Annotated in this window: 14 protein-coding genes; 6 read left to right on the top strand and 8 right to left on the bottom strand. The window is 28.8% G+C overall.

What is annotated here, in order from left to right; translation table 11 throughout:
* Positions 1-115: 115 nt before the first annotated feature.
* The 4 genes from PVA18_RS04495 to PVA18_RS04480 all read right to left on the bottom strand — a co-directional run bounded on the left by PVA18_RS04495 (position 116) and on the right by PVA18_RS04480 (position 3,333).
* Positions 116-1,183 carry a methyltransferase domain-containing protein gene (locus tag PVA18_RS04495; RefSeq protein WP_045804999.1) on the bottom strand — a complete coding sequence of 356 codons (1,068 nt, stop codon included), beginning with the start codon at positions 1,181-1,183 and terminating at the stop codon, positions 116-118.
* Between the two features lie 74 nt (positions 1,184-1,257).
* Positions 1,258-1,734, bottom strand: coding sequence for a hypothetical protein (locus PVA18_RS04490; RefSeq protein WP_045804998.1), 477 nt, complete (start codon positions 1,732-1,734; stop codon positions 1,258-1,260).
* 83 nt (positions 1,735-1,817) lie between these two features.
* Positions 1,818-2,624, bottom strand: coding sequence for a diaminopimelate epimerase (gene dapF, locus PVA18_RS04485; protein WP_045804997.1), 807 nt, complete (start codon positions 2,622-2,624; stop codon positions 1,818-1,820).
* A gap of 277 nt (positions 2,625-2,901) precedes the next feature.
* Positions 2,902-3,333 (bottom strand): hypothetical protein, encoded by a 432-nt coding sequence (locus tag PVA18_RS04480; protein WP_045804996.1) that lies wholly within the window; start codon positions 3,331-3,333, stop codon positions 2,902-2,904.
* Between the two features lie 737 nt (positions 3,334-4,070).
* Here PVA18_RS04480 and PVA18_RS04475 point away from each other — a divergent pair.
* Positions 4,071-5,255, top strand: a complete 1,185-nt coding sequence (locus PVA18_RS04475) for a phosphoglycerate kinase (protein ID WP_082058917.1) — start codon at positions 4,071-4,073, stop codon at positions 5,253-5,255.
* Between the two features lie 451 nt (positions 5,256-5,706).
* Here the strand turns inward: PVA18_RS04475 and xseA are convergent, their stop codons facing one another.
* Positions 5,707-6,873, bottom strand: coding sequence for an exodeoxyribonuclease VII large subunit (xseA, locus tag PVA18_RS04470; RefSeq protein WP_045804995.1), 1,167 nt, complete (start codon positions 6,871-6,873; stop codon positions 5,707-5,709).
* The gene (locus PVA18_RS04465; protein ID WP_045804994.1) at positions 6,870-7,538 is read right to left on the bottom strand and encodes a zinc-ribbon domain-containing protein; all 669 of its coding nucleotides are present in this window, start codon (positions 7,536-7,538) and stop codon (positions 6,870-6,872) included. The genes xseA and PVA18_RS04465 overlap by 4 nt, the downstream gene beginning before the upstream one ends.
* A 193-nt stretch (positions 7,539-7,731) precedes the next feature.
* On the opposite strand from PVA18_RS04465, the gene dapD reads away from it, so the two are divergent.
* Positions 7,732-8,571: a 2,3,4,5-tetrahydropyridine-2,6-dicarboxylate N-succinyltransferase gene (gene dapD, locus PVA18_RS04460; RefSeq protein WP_045804993.1), complete on the top strand. Its 840-nt coding sequence runs from the start codon at positions 7,732-7,734 to the stop codon at positions 8,569-8,571.
* A gap of 475 nt (positions 8,572-9,046) precedes the next feature.
* A complete protein-coding gene (mnmE, locus tag PVA18_RS04455; RefSeq protein WP_045804992.1) occupies positions 9,047-10,366 on the top strand; it encodes a tRNA uridine-5-carboxymethylaminomethyl(34) synthesis GTPase MnmE in 1,320 nt (439 codons plus the stop codon).
* 186 nt (positions 10,367-10,552) lie between these two features.
* Here mnmE and PVA18_RS04450 read toward each other — a convergent pair whose 3' ends face one another.
* Positions 10,553-11,104: a phosphopantothenoylcysteine decarboxylase gene (locus PVA18_RS04450; protein ID WP_045804991.1), complete on the bottom strand. Its 552-nt coding sequence runs from the start codon at positions 11,102-11,104 to the stop codon at positions 10,553-10,555.
* A gap of 107 nt (positions 11,105-11,211) precedes the next feature.
* On the opposite strand from PVA18_RS04450, the gene PVA18_RS04445 reads away from it, so the two are divergent.
* Together PVA18_RS04445 and PVA18_RS04440 are read left to right on the top strand one after the other, a co-directional pair.
* Positions 11,212-13,251, top strand: a complete 2,040-nt coding sequence (locus PVA18_RS04445) for an ATP-dependent DNA helicase RecG (protein WP_052692813.1) — start codon at positions 11,212-11,214, stop codon at positions 13,249-13,251.
* 402 nt (positions 13,252-13,653) lie between these two features.
* The gene (locus tag PVA18_RS04440; RefSeq protein WP_045804990.1) at positions 13,654-14,616 is read left to right on the top strand and encodes a complex I NDUFA9 subunit family protein; all 963 of its coding nucleotides are present in this window, start codon (positions 13,654-13,656) and stop codon (positions 14,614-14,616) included.
* Positions 14,617-14,729: 113 nt separating this feature from the next.
* Here the strand turns inward: PVA18_RS04440 and PVA18_RS04435 are convergent, their stop codons facing one another.
* The gene (locus PVA18_RS04435) at positions 14,730-15,188 is read right to left on the bottom strand and encodes a TraR/DksA family transcriptional regulator (RefSeq protein ID WP_045804989.1); all 459 of its coding nucleotides are present in this window, start codon (positions 15,186-15,188) and stop codon (positions 14,730-14,732) included.
* A gap of 109 nt (positions 15,189-15,297) precedes the next feature.
* On the opposite strand from PVA18_RS04435, the gene PVA18_RS04430 reads away from it, so the two are divergent.
* The gene (locus tag PVA18_RS04430; RefSeq protein WP_045804988.1) at positions 15,298-15,960 is read left to right on the top strand and encodes a heme exporter protein CcmB; all 663 of its coding nucleotides are present in this window, start codon (positions 15,298-15,300) and stop codon (positions 15,958-15,960) included.
* Positions 15,961-16,273: the final 313 nt, after the last annotated feature.

Raw genomic sequence — 16,273 nt, 5'->3', positions numbered from 1 at the left:
TAAACTGTGATTATAGGTAAGCTATACATACATTTATAACTTTGCATTAATGTAATAATTTTCTTTAATCTTAAGATGTTTGTATTGGCTAATTATATAATAATGCTGTTAATTCTTAACTACTGGTGTGAGATTGTGCTACGAAAAGTACTCCTTCAATTTGTGATCCATATATTTTACAATAACTGGAATAACTACACTGTAACCCTGATTCGGTAATGGATGATTTTATGTACTCATCTGAATGACAGAAGAAATCTCCTTCGTTGATAAATTGAAATCCTGATCCTTTCTTTCTTCTTGCAAGCCCAATAATGATACCATTTGCATCTAGCATTGTTTTCAATAATTTGAAAATAGAATTTAGGCTACCAGTGTACTGCAGTACTTCTGTTAAGATGATAACATCATATTTTTTCTTATCTTGATTTTTCTTTAGAAAATCAAAAATATTTATATTTATTAGTTCATTGTAAGCTTGTTTTCCATTTACAAAACAACCTCTTGCTATATTGATCATTTTGTTTGATAAATCGATACCTGTTATATGGTTACCTATACTCTTCATTTTTAGAAATTGACCACATATACCAGTACCGCATCCTAGGTCTAAGATATTCAAATGTGAGGATTTATTCCCGAAAAAGTTTATTATTAAAGATTTGACATATTCGTGAGCTTTGTATTGTTTTGCTATGAGCCAATGCTCCACAAAATGTTCACTAGTGTAATCAAAATATTGCTTTATGATATTTTCAGGTACATATACAATATTTGCTGGATTTGTTATTTTGTTTAAGTAATATAACGCATCTGCATAATTATTGTCTAATTCTATCGCCCGTATAAAATTTTGTTGTGCTTTATTTAAGTTTTGTAGAACAAAGTAACATCTTCCAAGGTTATAGTATACTATTGGTAATTTAGGTTTAAGGATACTGATAAGGCGAAATCTGAATTTTGCATCTGATATATTTCCTTTGTAAAAATGATATAGGCCAAGGTCGATATTAGTTTCAAGTAAATTTTTTAGTTTGTTTTGTAATAAAATAGCTTCATTTTTTATAGAAATGATTTTGTCTTTTATGAATTGAGAAATATCCTGTAGTTTTGGTATAGCTTTGTTAATATTCACTATTAAAGACGATACATTACACTTTGTTATGAAGAAATTACTTTTCATACACCACTCGTCAAATTTTTGTTTGATACTAATATAGCATAAATATGTTATAATGAATAAACATAAACATATTCTTAAATCGGTAAGATAAAGTTTTCATATAGCTTTTTATGATGCTCTATTGATTTAATTATGATGTCAGTGTTATGGGCAAGATCCTGATACATCTCATATTTATTATTTAATTCGTTTTTATAAGATATATGCTTCAGAAATTTTGAATGCATATGTAATATTATAAAATGTATTATACGTACATCTATAAGTCGAGAAATTACATTATTAAGGGCTTTAAAATTTTTTCCTGTGATTTTTGATAATAAAAACAACATTAACTTAATGTTAAAATGAATTAATATCATTATATATATTATACAGCATAGCACTACGGTCAAGCAGCCAATCATTACAGCACGCAAATAGTTAGATTCCTCTTGATCTAATGAAAGAACTCCTGTTGCACAAAGTACTTTCATTTTATGGTACAGTGCTATTATAGGTGCGAAACAAATAACAAAGACTCCATTTATGGTTGCTTCTTTTAGTTTCATAAAAACTCATTTATTATTGTTTGTATTGTAACATAATTACATACTGTATGAAAGTTTATTGATTTAAGAAAGTAGGCAGTAACTTATTGAACATAATAAATACCATGAAATACATATGATACTATTCCTTCCATTAAAATAGTATTATCACTCTGGTACGATATTAATAAATTGCCACCTTGTAGGTATATAGTTGCTGTGTTATCAGTGTACTGACGTCTTATTGCTGCAGCTAATGCTGCACATGCACCACTACCACATGAAGCTGTTTCTCCAGTTCCACGTTCCCAAACTCTAAGCTTAATTTTGTCTCTAGACACAATTTCTGCAATACTGATATTTGCCTTTTTAGGGAAAAAGTGATGATTTTCTAATTTCGGTCCTAGTTTATTTAGTGGAATTGTTTCTATAGAGTCAACGAAGAATATTGCATGGGGATTTCCTACGTTTACTCCTACAGGATCACTTAACATTTCTAATTCTATGGGTAAGTGTAAAGTATCACATTCTTGAGATGTAGGTATATCTGTCCAATGGAATCTAGCTGTTCCTATGTTAACTTGTACGCTATTTTCTGATGTTCTTAAACATGATAATATACGGTCAGATAGTTCAATTGTTACGTTGTTATTTTGTGTTTCGTTACTTAATAAATAACCTATACACCTTGCAGCATTTCCACATATTTCAACTTGGCTGCCATCTGCATTATATATGCACATGGAACAATCAGCTTTTTTAGATTCTGTTATAACAATGATTTGATCGCAGCCAATCCCTGTTTTCCTGTTAGCAATCGCTTTATAGTTAATGTTATTATAAGATCTTTTTCTACAATCTATAATTACAAAATCATTAGATGTACCATGCATTTTTATAAAATCTATCATCATAATACTAAAGGAGAATAGTAATGTAATTATTGTGATCAATTTTAACAAATTTTCAAATACTTATTTTTTTGTTGAATAAGGTGTTGTTTGATAAATACTGACCATTGTCTAATTGTGTGTAGGAATGTATTGGTTTTATTAGATATACCAATGTTGTTGGGACGATTATATATTTAAAAAAATATGAATAATCTTATAAAATTAAGTTTTGTAATAATAGTTGTGTAGAGCAGCAAGTGTTTGACCATCTATAATTTATGTAACAGTATAACAATTATATACTTATGGAACTTTTTAACAGTTGTACTGCTTCTTTGTGTTCAGCAATAAAACTTTCTTCTATGCTTTTTGGAAGTTTTATGTTGAAACTAGAGCTAAAAAATTGAGATATATCCTGTAATCTTGCTATATTATTCTTTTTCTTGCTAATGAATTTGTAAGAAGAAATCCCTTTTAGTATTTCGATATTGAGAAGTTTATTTAATAGTACTGATTCCATTGTTGTATTGATTCTTAATAGTATGTTGCTCATGATGTTGTCTTCTGGTAAAGATATGTTGTAATGCTTGGAATATATTGTTATTATATATAAACAGGATATTTGTAATAAGTGTGTTTGTTTGTATTTCTGATTTTTTACTATTTCCCATGTTATTTTAGTAGATTTTATCTCGTTCTTATTATTTATATATGGAATATCTGACATTTCTTTACCTAAGAGAATCAATTACGACATTATAGATAGTGATAGTTAAATAATATATAATATGTGTTTTTAGATTGATTTTTGATGGATGATGTTATACATCTTTTGTAAGTTTATGTTTACTTAAGTTCTGTTATTTATTACAAGACACTTTATCTGGTTGAATATTTTGGGTTGGGTATTGTGAAAAGATTGTTGATGAATAGCTGTATTTCATCTTTGAATGTTTTATTACACTTAAATTTTAGAGTGTTAAATTTATAATTAATCTTATGATAGAAGTTAGACTCTACTCAAGATATAAATACTTGTCAAATTTGCCTAAAAATAAATAATTTTTGTGTGGTACTGAACATAATGGTTTCTAACATTGTATGTTCATTAAATGTTTTATGACATTATTAAAGACAGAAAATGTGACGAAGTATTACAACACTTCCCAGTGTTTATTATATGATATGGTGTAGTTTTAATAATTTGCATAATATTAAAAATATTAATATATATTTTAACAAGTTAATAAATATCAAAATTTAATATTTTTCCTGTGTGTAATATGGTTTAGGGCTGTATTCGTTTATATGTTAGTTTTAATGTGTAATATAATGATAGGGTTCTGTGTTACTATAAGAATAAATTTGATTTTGTAGTAAAAAACACTTAGTAAATTTTCTATAGTTGATAAAAATATTTAACTATTTTAGTAATTTATTAAATTGTTAAACAAGGTAACTTATATGTTAAAGTCCCATGATTTTACTTTTTGTAATATGAAAAAAATACAAGATTTTAGTTGTAGTGGTAAGACTGTGTTACTACGTGCAGACTTAAATGTCCCAGTAGATAATGGGGTAGTCTTGGATGATACGAGAATTGTTAGATTAACTACAACTATTAAATATTTATTGAGTAATAATGCAAAAATTATAATAATGTCGCATTATGGTCGTCCCAAATCTTACGATAAGGAATTTTCCTTGAAATTTTTGGTTGAGTATTTGAATAAAATATTTGCAACAAATGTAATATTTATAGATGGTGTAGTTGGAGATTATGTAGAACGAATAATACAATCTGCTCCATCAGGGGCTGTATTGTTGCTAGAAAACTTAAGGTTTTATGTAGAAGAAGAAAAAAATGATTTAAATTTTGCGAAACAACTTGCGTTGTTAGCTGATATATATGTTAATGATGCTTTTTCTTGTTTACATCGCAAACATTCCTCTATAGATGCAATTACGAGAGTAATACCTTCTTTTATTGGTTTTAATTTTCAGGAAGAAATGAAATACTTGAATTGTGTTGTTTCAAATAGTGAAAAACCAGTAGCAGTAATAGTTGGTGGTTCAAAGATATCAACAAAAATTCATATGTTGAAAAATTTAATAAGAAAAGTAGATTTTTTGATAGTAGGAGGAGCTATTGCAAATAATTTTTTACTATCACAAGGTTTAAAAATAGGAAAATCATTGTATGAGGAATTGGAAAAGGATCTTGTAACGGAAATTACGGATCTTGCTAAGAGATATGAATGTAAAATTATTGTTCCTGTTGATTATGTGGTAGCTAAAAATTCTATTTATGGAAAAAGTATGATAAAAGACAATGATACTTTAGAGCCTGATGATGTCATATTGGATATAGGTCCCCAAACTACTAATATAATTGCTGCTACGGTAAATAAATGTAGAACAGTTCTATGGAATGGTCCATGTGGTATGTTTGAAAAGGAATCTTTTTCTAAAGGAACGTTTAGTGTTGCGAACTTATTATCAAGATTGACTAAAGTAGGAAAGCTTAAAAGTATAGTTGGAGGTGGGGATAGTATATGTGCAATAAAATTATCTGGTCTTTCAAATGAAGACTTTACTTATGTTTCTACAGGAGGAGGAGCTTTATTGCACTTTTTAAGTATTGCATAATTTTAAAGATAATATAAATTCTAAAGGTGTGTGGGTATTGATTGGCACTGGTTGAAATTTATCCTTTTTAAAGTATAGTATGTTCTTATAAGTATTCTTTTGATTATGAATAATGTCGATTTTATATTAAGTTTAATTTCTCCTAGGGAACTTTTTTGTTATAAACATAGATAGTTTGTAATGGATGTAAGTCCAGATATTATTTAACAGTAGTTTTGTCATATGATTTTAGAATGTTAAAATACTGGAGTCAGTTAACTTAATTATATAAACTGTAGTAATACGTGGATACATATCTATACACAAGATAAAACTGTAGATCATTCTGAAAAAATACGCAGTAATTACTTTTTATAACGTTGTGCAAAGGAACTATAATTAATGATGCATAGTTTTAATTGTTAATTAACTTGGTGTTGTCAATATTAATATATAGAAAAATAGTAAAATCCTATTTTATTATAGCTTCTATTGTTCCATCTTTTAGCTCAATTAATATAGTATCATTTGGTTGTAGTTTTTTTATACTATTAATATGATTAAAATTTTTGTCATATAGTACAACATACCCTGCTTCTAATATTTTTTGTTTATTAAATCTGTTGATTTTACAATATAAATTGCTTAGAGATTTTTTCTTGTTTAATAACAATATTTTTAGTAGTACTTCTATTTTGTTTGTGTATTCAAATAGCTGGAGTTTTAATACTTTAATTTGGTGTTTAGTTTTTATTAAATTATTGTGTAGGTAAAACAATCGTTCTTTTTTTGTATTTATCTTATAGTATAAAGTTGCTTTTATTTTGTTAAATTTACTGTCTATGAGGTCTATTAATTGAGTTTTTGTTGGTAGGACAATTTCTACTGCAGCTGTAGGTGTAGGGGCACGTATATCTGCTGCGTAATCAATTAAAGTAAAGTCAGTTTCATGTCCGATTGCAGAAATTATAGGAACACTAGATTTGGTTACTGCTCTTACTATTGATTCGTCATTGAAAATCCACAGATCTTCTATACTACCTCCTCCTCTAGCAATGATTATTACATCTGGTTTGTTTATATCAGAATTATTTAGTTTTGATATTGCATTTATAATTTGGTGAATAGATTCATTACCTTGTACAGATACTGGAGATATGACTATATGGCTTGGAAAACGACTTTTTACTCTATTGAGTATATCGTTAATCACTGCTCCAGTAGTAGATGTAATCACACCTATAATTTTAGGTAATAAAGGTAAAGGTTTTTTGTTTGATTGATTGAAAAGTCCTTCTTTTTCTAATTTTGCTTTTCTTTGTTCAAGCATTATTTTTAAGTTACCTATTCCGGCTAACAACATTGTTTCTGTTATCAGTTGATACTTTGATTGATAGGTTGTTAAAAATCCAGAGCATATGACTTCTAACCCATTTTTTAGATCAAATTCAATTTTAGTGTTATTCCAACATACTGAATTAAGTACAGCAGCAGAGTCCTTTAGCGTAAAATATGTGTGCCCAGAATTTGGACGTGATAAATTACTGATTTCTCCTCTAACTTTTATGTGAGTAAATGTTTCATGTACGAAATTTTGAAAAATTTTTGTGATTTCACTGACAGTAAACTCTGGAATCATAAAAAGGCAATCTCGAATAAATTTCCTATTTTTATTTGTATACTGTCAGTATCTTGTGGTACGTAGTGTATTATGTGTTCAAATTTATAGTCTTGTTTACTAGGAATAATATCAGTTTTGTGTTGGTTTAATTTTTCTGAAGAAATGGCTTTTTTCTGTTTGTTATAAAATACAAAATGTATACCAGGTATAAATCTCTCGTGATTAGATTGGTTCTTGATAACTCCTTCAACTTTTATTGCAATGTTATTTTTATCGTTTTTTAAGACTTTAACTTCAGAGTTTGCTAACTGTATGTTTGTTGTATCATACATTTCTATTATACGATAAATCTTCCTGATTTTGTATGGCATATTATTTTGAAGCATAACAGAGAGAGAAAATACTAATAATACCATTACAATTACTGATAATGTTTTCTTAAAAAGAAAATTACTCTTAGTAGGATTATTATGTGAAGTGTTATTACTGTCCTGTAAGTTGGGATTGGCTGTGGATTTTTTATTTGTGTATTTCTTTTCAGAGTGATCTACAGTTTTATCTTGTGTATAGATGTGTGTCCATGTATTATTACAGTTTGTGCATCTAACTTTTTTTCCACTAGCAGGGAATTTTTTACTGTCTACTCTATAAACTGCATTACAATTTTTGCATTCTACTCGCATTAACACAAGTTGCTAATTATATAATAATAACATATATAATGTATTATTGCAAACATGTCTATATATGTATGTGATTTACAACCTTTGATAATTCTAATTAGGCTAGATATTACAACATGTGAGACAGTTGTAAAAACATTTGTGTTTTATTGTCTGTGTTGTTAAACTAAAATTTTTTGTAAGAACTGAGGATATGATGAATGTTTGTGATTTTCAAGAAGTGATTGAAGATGCCTGGAATAATTTAGCTAATCTTTCTGGTAATGCTTCAGTTAGAAAAGTTGTTGATGAGGTTATGGATCTTTTAGACCAAGGTAAAGTCCGCGTATGTGAAAGAATGGAAGGTCAGTGGATAGTGAATGAGTGGGTAAAAAAAGCTATATTATTATGTTTCCGTTTGTATGATATGAGTTTTGCAGAAATTGGTAGTGCAAATTCAATGCTTGGTAATTTGTGTTGGTTTGATAAGGTGCAGTTGAAATTTGGTAAATGGGGTGCTGATGATTTTAAACAAGCAAAGATTAGAGCTGTACCTGGCTCAATGGTTCGTAAATCTGCTTATATTGCGCCTAATGTAGTACTGATGCCTAGTTTTGTGAATGTGGGTGCGTATATAGATGAAGGTACTATGATTGATACTTGGGCATCTATTGGAAGTTGTGCTCAGATTGGTAAACATTGTCATATTTCTGGAGGTGCAGGAGTAGGTGGTGTATTAGAGCCATTAAATTCTAGGCCTGTTGTTGTAGAAGATAATTGTTTTATTGGTGCTCGTAGTGAAATTGTTGAAGGTGTAACAATAGGTGAAGGTTCAGTAATTGCTATGGGTGTTTATATTGGAGCTTCTACTAGAATTATCGATAGAGCGTCTGGTGAAGTATTTTATGGAAGAGTTCCTCCATATTCTGTAGTAGTACCTGGTTCTTATGGTAGTGGTAATTTATCATTGTATTGTGCTGTAATTGTTAAAAAAGTTGATGATAAAACTAGAAATAAAGTGTCTATCAATGAACTTTTAAGGGATAATTCTTAACATACAATCAATTAAGATTTCTATAATTAATTAGAATGTTTAGAATGAAAAAATCACTTTATGGTTTATAAGTAGCTTTTATGAGTACTTTAATTTAAGTATATCCTGATAAATAATCAGCACTTAAGTATATGTGCCTAAAGAGCTTGAGTTCATGCTTTTGAATGTGAGAAAGTATTGAGCATATGAACTATAAAGTGTGTATGTTATTAAGTGATAATAAGTTAGTTATCTGTACAGTTTTAATACAAATCTAAGAAGATTTTTTATATTATGCTTTCCTGTAAATACAAAAGTTAATTGGTATACCTTGAAAAAAAAGTTAATGCCCATGCAGTCATTCAGCAACGTACTAACTTTTTATATGTTACAAAATTTATGCTTTTTAATGAAAGTATAATTTTCTGTTTATAATATAGTGAATTTTATTTTAATAATGCTAAAATCCTAGAGTAATTTCTACTATTTGATAATAATGACTACAATTTTTGCGTTATGTACTCCATGGGGCAAGTCTGGAGTAGCGGTGATTAGGATCTCTGGTAAAGATGCTGCAAAGGCATTTGTACATTTTAGAATTAGTAATAATATTAAACCAAGAACTGCAACATTTACTCCTTTATACAATAAGAATGGGGAAGTAATAGATGAAATTATAGTAGTGTATTTTGTTGCTCCGCATAGCTTTACTGGGGAAGATGTTATTGAATTTCATACTCATGGTAGTCCTGCTGTTATTAAAATGATATTAGCTGAACTTGGAAAAATTTTTATTCCTGCTGGGCCAGGTGAATTTTCTTTGCGTGCTTTTTTAAATAATAAAGTTGATTTGACTAAAGCTGAGGCAATAGTGGATCTTATAAATTCTGAAACAGAAATGCAGGCTAAACAAGCTATAAGGCAAATGTCTGGGGCTTTAGAAAAGTTGTACCAAAGTTGGCGACAACAGTTGATTGATATGTTATCTAATATAGAAGCTTATATTGATTTTCCAGAGGAAGTTAACAGCTCTGCTATAGCTAATATTGATGATTCATTAAATAATTTGCAGAAGTCTTTAGAAAATCATCTTAATGATGATCGAAGGGGTGAAAGATTACGCCAAGGTATTTATGTTGCAATTGTTGGAGAACCTAATTCTGGCAAATCTACTTTATTTAATCATTTAGCGAAAAGAGATATTGCTATTGTTTCTGAATATGCTGGTACTACTAGGGATCCTTTAGAGGCACATATAGATGTAGCTGGATATCCAATTATTATTATCGATACTGCAGGAATTAGAGATAGTAGTGATCCAGTGGAGCAAGAAGGAATCAGGCGTGCAAAGTTAAGAGCTGAAAATGCTGATTTTAAAATAGTGATGCTTCCTTACGAGAAACGAAATATTTTTAATAGTGAGGTTATGAATTTAATAGACGATAAATCTATCTGCGTTTTGAGTAAAGCTGATGATGTTACAGATCAGAAATTAATTTCTGTTTTTAATTTTAGTTTTTCCCCAATCTCTATGTATTGCAACGCTGGAATTGAAAATTTATTGAGCTCAATCAAACATAAAGTAGAAAAAGATTTTCACTCTTGTAGTGCTAACCCTTTTATTACCTCTGAAAGGCAAAGAACGCATATTCAAAATACTTTAAATATTATAAAAACTATAGATTTAAAGTTACCTATGGAGATAATTTCGGAGGACTTAAGATTGTCTGTAAGGGAGTTAGGAAAAATAGTGGGTGTTATTAGTGATGAAGACATACTAGATAATGTGTTCAGTAAATTTTGTATAGGAAAATGATATGTATTTTGCATTATTAATTTGCATATATATAGAATATTTAAATTTGTAGTGTAGTTATGAATATGCACTTATTATGTTCTTTGTAAACTTATTTCAAACTTATGGGAAGTTGTTAAAATATTTTTAATAGATATCTGGAAATTGGGATAATGTGTTCTTGCAGAATTATTACGTTTAGTAATTTTAGTTTTTGTCTATATATTGAGTTTTTTGAAAATTTTCTATAAATGAGACTATCTCTTGAATTTCAGCCATTTTACCTAGACCGTGTTCATTGCAGATTGCTAATCCTTCTTTAGGTTCAATAATTACTATATTATCGCTTTTTAAACAGTTAATATTACGTTGATTTGCTTTTGAACCCCACATTACAGGGTTCATAGCTGGAACCATAATAATGGGAATATTTGAAGCAATCAAAACGGTTGTAGCTAGTTCGTCAGCAATGCCGTGTGCTGTTTTTGCTATTATATCTAGTGTTGCAGGTGCTACTAGTAAAATATCTGAATTTCTTGTTAATGATATATGATGCATACTATTATGAACATTAAAAAAATCTGCATCGGTGTATGCATGGTTTCCAGATAATGATGCTATTGATAGCGGGGTAACAAACCTTTCTCCAGATTTACTTATTATGCCAGTAACTGTGTGATTATTTTCCTGTAATTTTCTTATCAGATCTAAAGATTTGTATGCTGCTATACTTCCTGATATTACTAGTAAAATTTTCATGGGATAAAATTAGGTAAACATTCAATTTCTATCATATATTTTTGTATATTCAAAGTTTAATATTTATAATAACTTGATGTATTGGTTTAATGTAGGATTATAGTTAAATGTGCAACTTAAGCATATTTTCTAGTATATATATGTTACCTGGTGTTAATAATATAGTAGGTAATTTATTAAAAAAGTTATGTGGTGGTGATAAAATTATAAATTTGTTATTTCATATACCACAAAGTTATATTGACAGAAGAACTGAGTTATCTGAAGATGCTGTGGGTAAAATTGTAACTTTTATTGGTACTGTTAAATACCATGGTTTTATTGGTGGTAGAAGAAAATCCCAGTATAAAATTATACTTAATACATGTATTGGCGAAATATCATTAATTTTTTTTAATTACTCATTAAAGTATTTGAGAAATGTGTTAAAAGTAGGATCAGCATGTGTAGTAAGTGGTACCTTGGTAAGGTTTTTTGGATGTTTACAGATTACGCATCCAGATTATATTATAACAGATATTAAAAAATTTCAGGATATTAGTATTATAGAACCTGTTTATCCACTAATTAGAGGATTAACTTCTAAAAGAATTTCAAAGTTAGTAAAGCTAAGTGTAAAGTTGTTGCCTGATTTTCCAGAGTGGATAGATGAAAAATTATTAAGAAAGAATAGGTGGGATAGCTGGAAGGAAAGTTTAGTAAAAATACATCATCCAGATACACTTGAAACTGTGTCTTTACATAGAGTAAGATTAGCATATGATGAGTTATTGAGTCATCAAATCTCTATAAAAATGGTAAGGAAATTTGATTATCAGCAAGGTATCTCTATTGTAAGTAAGCAGATATACTACAATGATATTTTAGATAAACTACCTTTTAAGTTAACAACAGGACAGGAAGAAGTAATATCTGAGATTACAAAGAGCCAAGCATCAGAAAATAGGATGGTAAAACTATTGATAGGAGATGTGGGTAGTGGAAAAACAGTAGTAGCTTTATTTGCTATTTTAAATGTTATAGAAAATGGAGGTCAGGTAGCTTTTATGGTTCCTACAGAAATATTAGCAGAACAACATTATCGTTGGATGCAAGAAATACTGTCTGATATTCCAGTGAATATTGAGCTGTTAACAAGCAAGGTGAAAAGGAAACAGAATATTAGAAAAAAATTGCAATTTGGTGAATGTGAAATAGTTGTTGGAACTCATGCTTTGTTTCAAGATAGTGTTGATTTTAGCAATCTTAACTTAATTATCATTGATGAACAGCAAAGATTTGGAGTCTTACAAAGAATGAGGCTAATTAATAAGGGTAATACGGCTGATGTTCTTTTTATGACAGCTACGCCTATTCCAAGAACATTAGAACAAGTAGTGTATGGAGATATAGATTGTTTAAGGCTTAAAGATAAGCCTCATAATAGATTGCCTATACATACTAGTATTGTAAACATTGAAAGATTATCTGAAGTTATATCAAAGTTGCAACTGGCTTTACAAGAAGGTAATAAGGCATATTGGATTTGTCCTTATATTGAAGATTCAGAATTAGTAGATATTGCAGCAGCTGAAAAACGTTTTTCTACTTTAAAAGAAGTGTTTGGCAAGGAAGTAGGTTTGGTACATAGTCGTTTGTCTAAAGTTGAAAAAGATGAAGTTATGGTCTCTTTTTATAATGGTAATATTAAGTTATTAGTTGCGACTACTGTAATAGAAGTAGGAGTTGATGTGCCTGATGCTACTATAATTATTATAGAGAATGCTGAACAATTCGGTCTATCACAACTTCATCAACTACGTGGTAGGGTTGGCCGTAGTGATAAATCTTCATTCTGTATTTTGTTGCATGGAAATATGCTGAGTAAGGTTGCCTATAAAAAGCTGTGTATATTACGTAAATTTCAGGATGGATTTTACATAGCTGAACAAGATTTATTGTTACGTGGTAGTGGAGATGTCTTAGGAGTAAAACAGTCAGGATTATCAAATTTTAAATTTGCAGATATTTATAGAGATCAATCCCTGATTTCTATTGCTAATAAGCAAGCAGAAGAGATTCTTAATATGAGTAAGACAGAATTAAATGATCATTTAATTCAGTTATTGTACATGTTTGGTTATGAAAGTTCTGTTATAAATTACTGATAGATAGTTTTCATTGTTAACAAAGTTGTTTGTGTAGGTAAGAGATTTTTATAAATTTCGAATGATAGAGTTTCTTAAGGAGGCAATTTTAGATAAAAGTTTCAGTATTATGAAAGATTTGGTATGATACGTTATACTTTGAGTAATGTCTTTCTTGTCTCTTAAAAAATGATCTTTTTATTGTGGATAGTTATCTATTTATGGATAATACCAATTTTATTTTTTGTGGTTTTTGATATTATATAAACAGTGCAATTGTGAAAAATTGTATAGGAGTTTATAATTTTGCTTGTATAAAAATGTTGATTGAATGCAAGTTGTTTTTTTAAAGCTTTTATATAAAAAGACTATAAGTTATCTCTGTAATATAATTGTTGTTACGTGTAAGGTTGAGGTATTAACATGTCTATAAAGCGTGTCATTATGTTTGGAGGGAGTGGTTTTATAGGTAGATACTTAGTAAAATACTTTGCTGATCATGGATATATGATTAGAGTTTTTACTAGATATCCAGAGAAAGCAAAGCAGTTGAAATTATGTGGAAATTTAGGACAAATAGAAGTTATAGAGGGCAATATTACTAACAGGGAGGAGATAATAGAGCATATACGTGATTGTAATGTTGTTATAAATTTACTTGGTACTTTATATAGTATAAAGAAATCTACTTTTTATGATATACATGTTAAAGCAGCAGAAAATATAGCTAAAGCTGCAAAAAGTTGTAATGTGAAGTTAATGATACATTTTTCAGTGATGGGAATTACTGAAACACAAAAATCTGATTATTCAAAAAGTAAATTAATGGGGGAAAGTCTTGTAAAGTCAGCTTTTCCTGATGCAGTGATTATAAGGCCTAATCTAGTTTTTGGTCCAGAAGATAAGTTTTTTAATAAGTTTGCACAATTATCAATGATTTGTCCATTTTTGCCAGTTATAGGGGGTGGACGTGCAGTTTTTCAACCTATTTATGTTGATGATCTTGCTAAATTTGTATTTCATGTTGTTGAAAGCTCAGTTACAAGTAAATTGTATAATGTTTGTGGGCCTTATACTTATTCATTTAAAGAGTTATTAAGTTTTATTCTAAGCGTTACGAATAGAAAAAGTAAACTTATTAATATTTCTTTTAGTATAGCAAATGGATTAGCTTTTTTTTGTGAACTGAAATTTGTTTCTGTTTTTTTAAAGCTTATTACTGGAACTACAGATCCAATTTTAACAAGAGATCAGATAAGATTTATTAGAGATATGACTGAATCTCATGATATATATCCTATAGATAGCTTGAAAAATATGGAAATAAAATTTTCATCTATTGAGGATGTAGTTCCTAAATATTTACAGATTTATAAAAATTTTTAATTTTATATCCATATGTAAACTAGATTGCATATAACTTTTAGAATGTATAAAATAGCCTATTCTTGATCATTCATGCAAAATTCTAATGTTGTAGCTGCAGGTTAAATTTACGTTTAATTGTCATTTAAGAAATTATTGCTGTAATCATTTTCTTGATCATTACTATAAAGTTTTTGTTGTTTTTCTCGCCTTTCTTGTTCTTCTATAGAGTATAATGTGATTGGATTTGCTTCAAGTCTTGCAATGCCAATCTTTTCCCCTGTTTCTTCACAATAACCATATAATCCATCATCTATTCTTTGGATGGCTTTATTTATTTCTATTATTAGTGCATCATTTCTTTTCCTAGTGTTTAAAATTAGTACGATATTATGTTCTCTTGTTGCCATATCTGTTAAATCTGCATCAGCTTGTGGTCGTAATAATTCTGTAGCTAATTCTTGAGACTCTTTCTGTAATACCTCGCGCCATTTAAGCAGTTTTTGTCGGAAGTATTCTAATTGTTTGTGATTCATGTAATTGCTGTCATCTTCATCTTCAGGGAATTCAGTATTATAGTTTTTTTTCAACATTTATATTCCTATTTGTGATACAACTAGAAATAATTTAAATATAGTTGATTAAGAATTCATGTATGATATGTGATATAATAACAATGTTTTTATCAGTTGTGAGCTGAATATGAGCAATAGTAGCATGTTAATGCACGAATTAAAGTTATTAATAAGTAGGAAAGGTAATCTTTTAAATACAATTATTCTTTTTATATTAATAGTTAGTACGGCATTATTTACTATGAAGAATGCTGGAATAGCAGAGGCGCTGCCAACTATTTTATGGATTTGTAGTATTTCTACTATGCATATGTCTATGTGTAATTTGTTTGACAATGATTATGCCAATGGATCTTTAGAACAAATATTAATACAGGATAGTATGATAGAATTAGTGATATTTTTTAAAATTTTGTCGCATTGGATTTGTATAGGAATACCAGTAAGTATTATTTCCATGTTCATAGATTTTGTAATTTTAGAGAGTGGCATATATGCTACTTTAGGTTTAGGTTTATCTTTAGGAATTAGCTTACTAGTAATTAGCTTTATATCAGCCGTAGGTGATACTTTAGTATTAGGAAAAAGTGTTGGTGTTATAATAGCGCAGATTTTGACATTGCCTATTATGATTCCGGTATTAGTATATTTTAGTCTTGTATTTGACGGCTTAAGAAATGGTTCATACGAGGCAAATTTAATGTTACTTGGATTAATTATTGCTGGGTTAATACCTATCAGTGTGATATTTGTATCATTTGCAATTAAGCTTGCTGTTGAGTATGATTAACCCTTATAAGGTATTTCTCGTTAGTATTTAACAGTCTGAGAAATGGTTCATACGAGGCAAATTTAATGTTACTTGGATTAATTATTGCTGGGTTAATACCTATCAATTCAATGTGATATTTGAAATTAGGCTTGCTGTTGAGCATGATTAATTTTTATAAGATATTTCTCGTTAATATTTAACAGTCTGAGAAATGGTTCATACGAGACAAATTTAATGTTACTTGGATTAATTATTGCTGGGTTAATACCTATCAATGTGATATTTGCAATTAAGCTTGCTGTTGAGCATGATTAATTTTTATAAGATATTT

This window comes from Ehrlichia muris subsp. eauclairensis (genome assembly GCF_051097115.1).
In the GTDB taxonomy this organism is placed as follows: Bacteria; Pseudomonadota; Alphaproteobacteria; order Rickettsiales; family Anaplasmataceae; genus Ehrlichia; species Ehrlichia muris.
Note: the sequence above shows the minus strand (reverse complement) of the source record. Positions and strands in the feature narration are given on the sequence as shown.

Excerpts from the sequence above, each read along its gene's own strand:
- xseA (WP_045804995.1), bottom strand. The coding sequence starts at position 6,873 with ATGATTCCAGAGTTTACTGTCAGTGAAATCACAAAAATTTTTCAAAAT.
- PVA18_RS04475 (WP_082058917.1), top strand. The coding sequence starts at position 4,071 with ATGTTAAAGTCCCATGATTTTACTTTTTGTAATATGAAAAAAATACAA.
- PVA18_RS04450 (WP_045804991.1), bottom strand. The coding sequence starts at position 11,104 with ATGAAAATTTTACTAGTAATATCAGGAAGTATAGCAGCATACAAATCT.
- PVA18_RS04465 (WP_045804994.1), bottom strand. The coding sequence starts at position 7,538 with ATGCGAGTAGAATGCAAAAATTGTAATGCAGTTTATAGAGTAGACAGT.
- dapF (WP_045804997.1), bottom strand. The coding sequence starts at position 2,624 with ATGATAGATTTTATAAAAATGCATGGTACATCTAATGATTTTGTAATT.
- PVA18_RS04430 (WP_045804988.1), top strand. The coding sequence starts at position 15,298 with ATGAGCAATAGTAGCATGTTAATGCACGAATTAAAGTTATTAATAAGT.
- dapD (WP_045804993.1), top strand. The coding sequence starts at position 7,732 with ATGATGAATGTTTGTGATTTTCAAGAAGTGATTGAAGATGCCTGGAAT.
- mnmE (WP_045804992.1), top strand. The coding sequence starts at position 9,047 with ATGACTACAATTTTTGCGTTATGTACTCCATGGGGCAAGTCTGGAGTA.
- PVA18_RS04435 (WP_045804989.1), bottom strand. The coding sequence starts at position 15,188 with ATGTTGAAAAAAAACTATAATACTGAATTCCCTGAAGATGAAGATGAC.
- PVA18_RS04495 (WP_045804999.1), bottom strand. The coding sequence starts at position 1,183 with ATGAAAAGTAATTTCTTCATAACAAAGTGTAATGTATCGTCTTTAATA.
- PVA18_RS04490 (WP_045804998.1), bottom strand. The coding sequence starts at position 1,734 with ATGAAACTAAAAGAAGCAACCATAAATGGAGTCTTTGTTATTTGTTTC.
- PVA18_RS04445 (WP_052692813.1), top strand. The coding sequence starts at position 11,212 with ATGTGCAACTTAAGCATATTTTCTAGTATATATATGTTACCTGGTGTT.
- PVA18_RS04480 (WP_045804996.1), bottom strand. The coding sequence starts at position 3,333 with ATGTCAGATATTCCATATATAAATAATAAGAACGAGATAAAATCTACT.
- PVA18_RS04440 (WP_045804990.1), top strand. The coding sequence starts at position 13,654 with ATGTCTATAAAGCGTGTCATTATGTTTGGAGGGAGTGGTTTTATAGGT.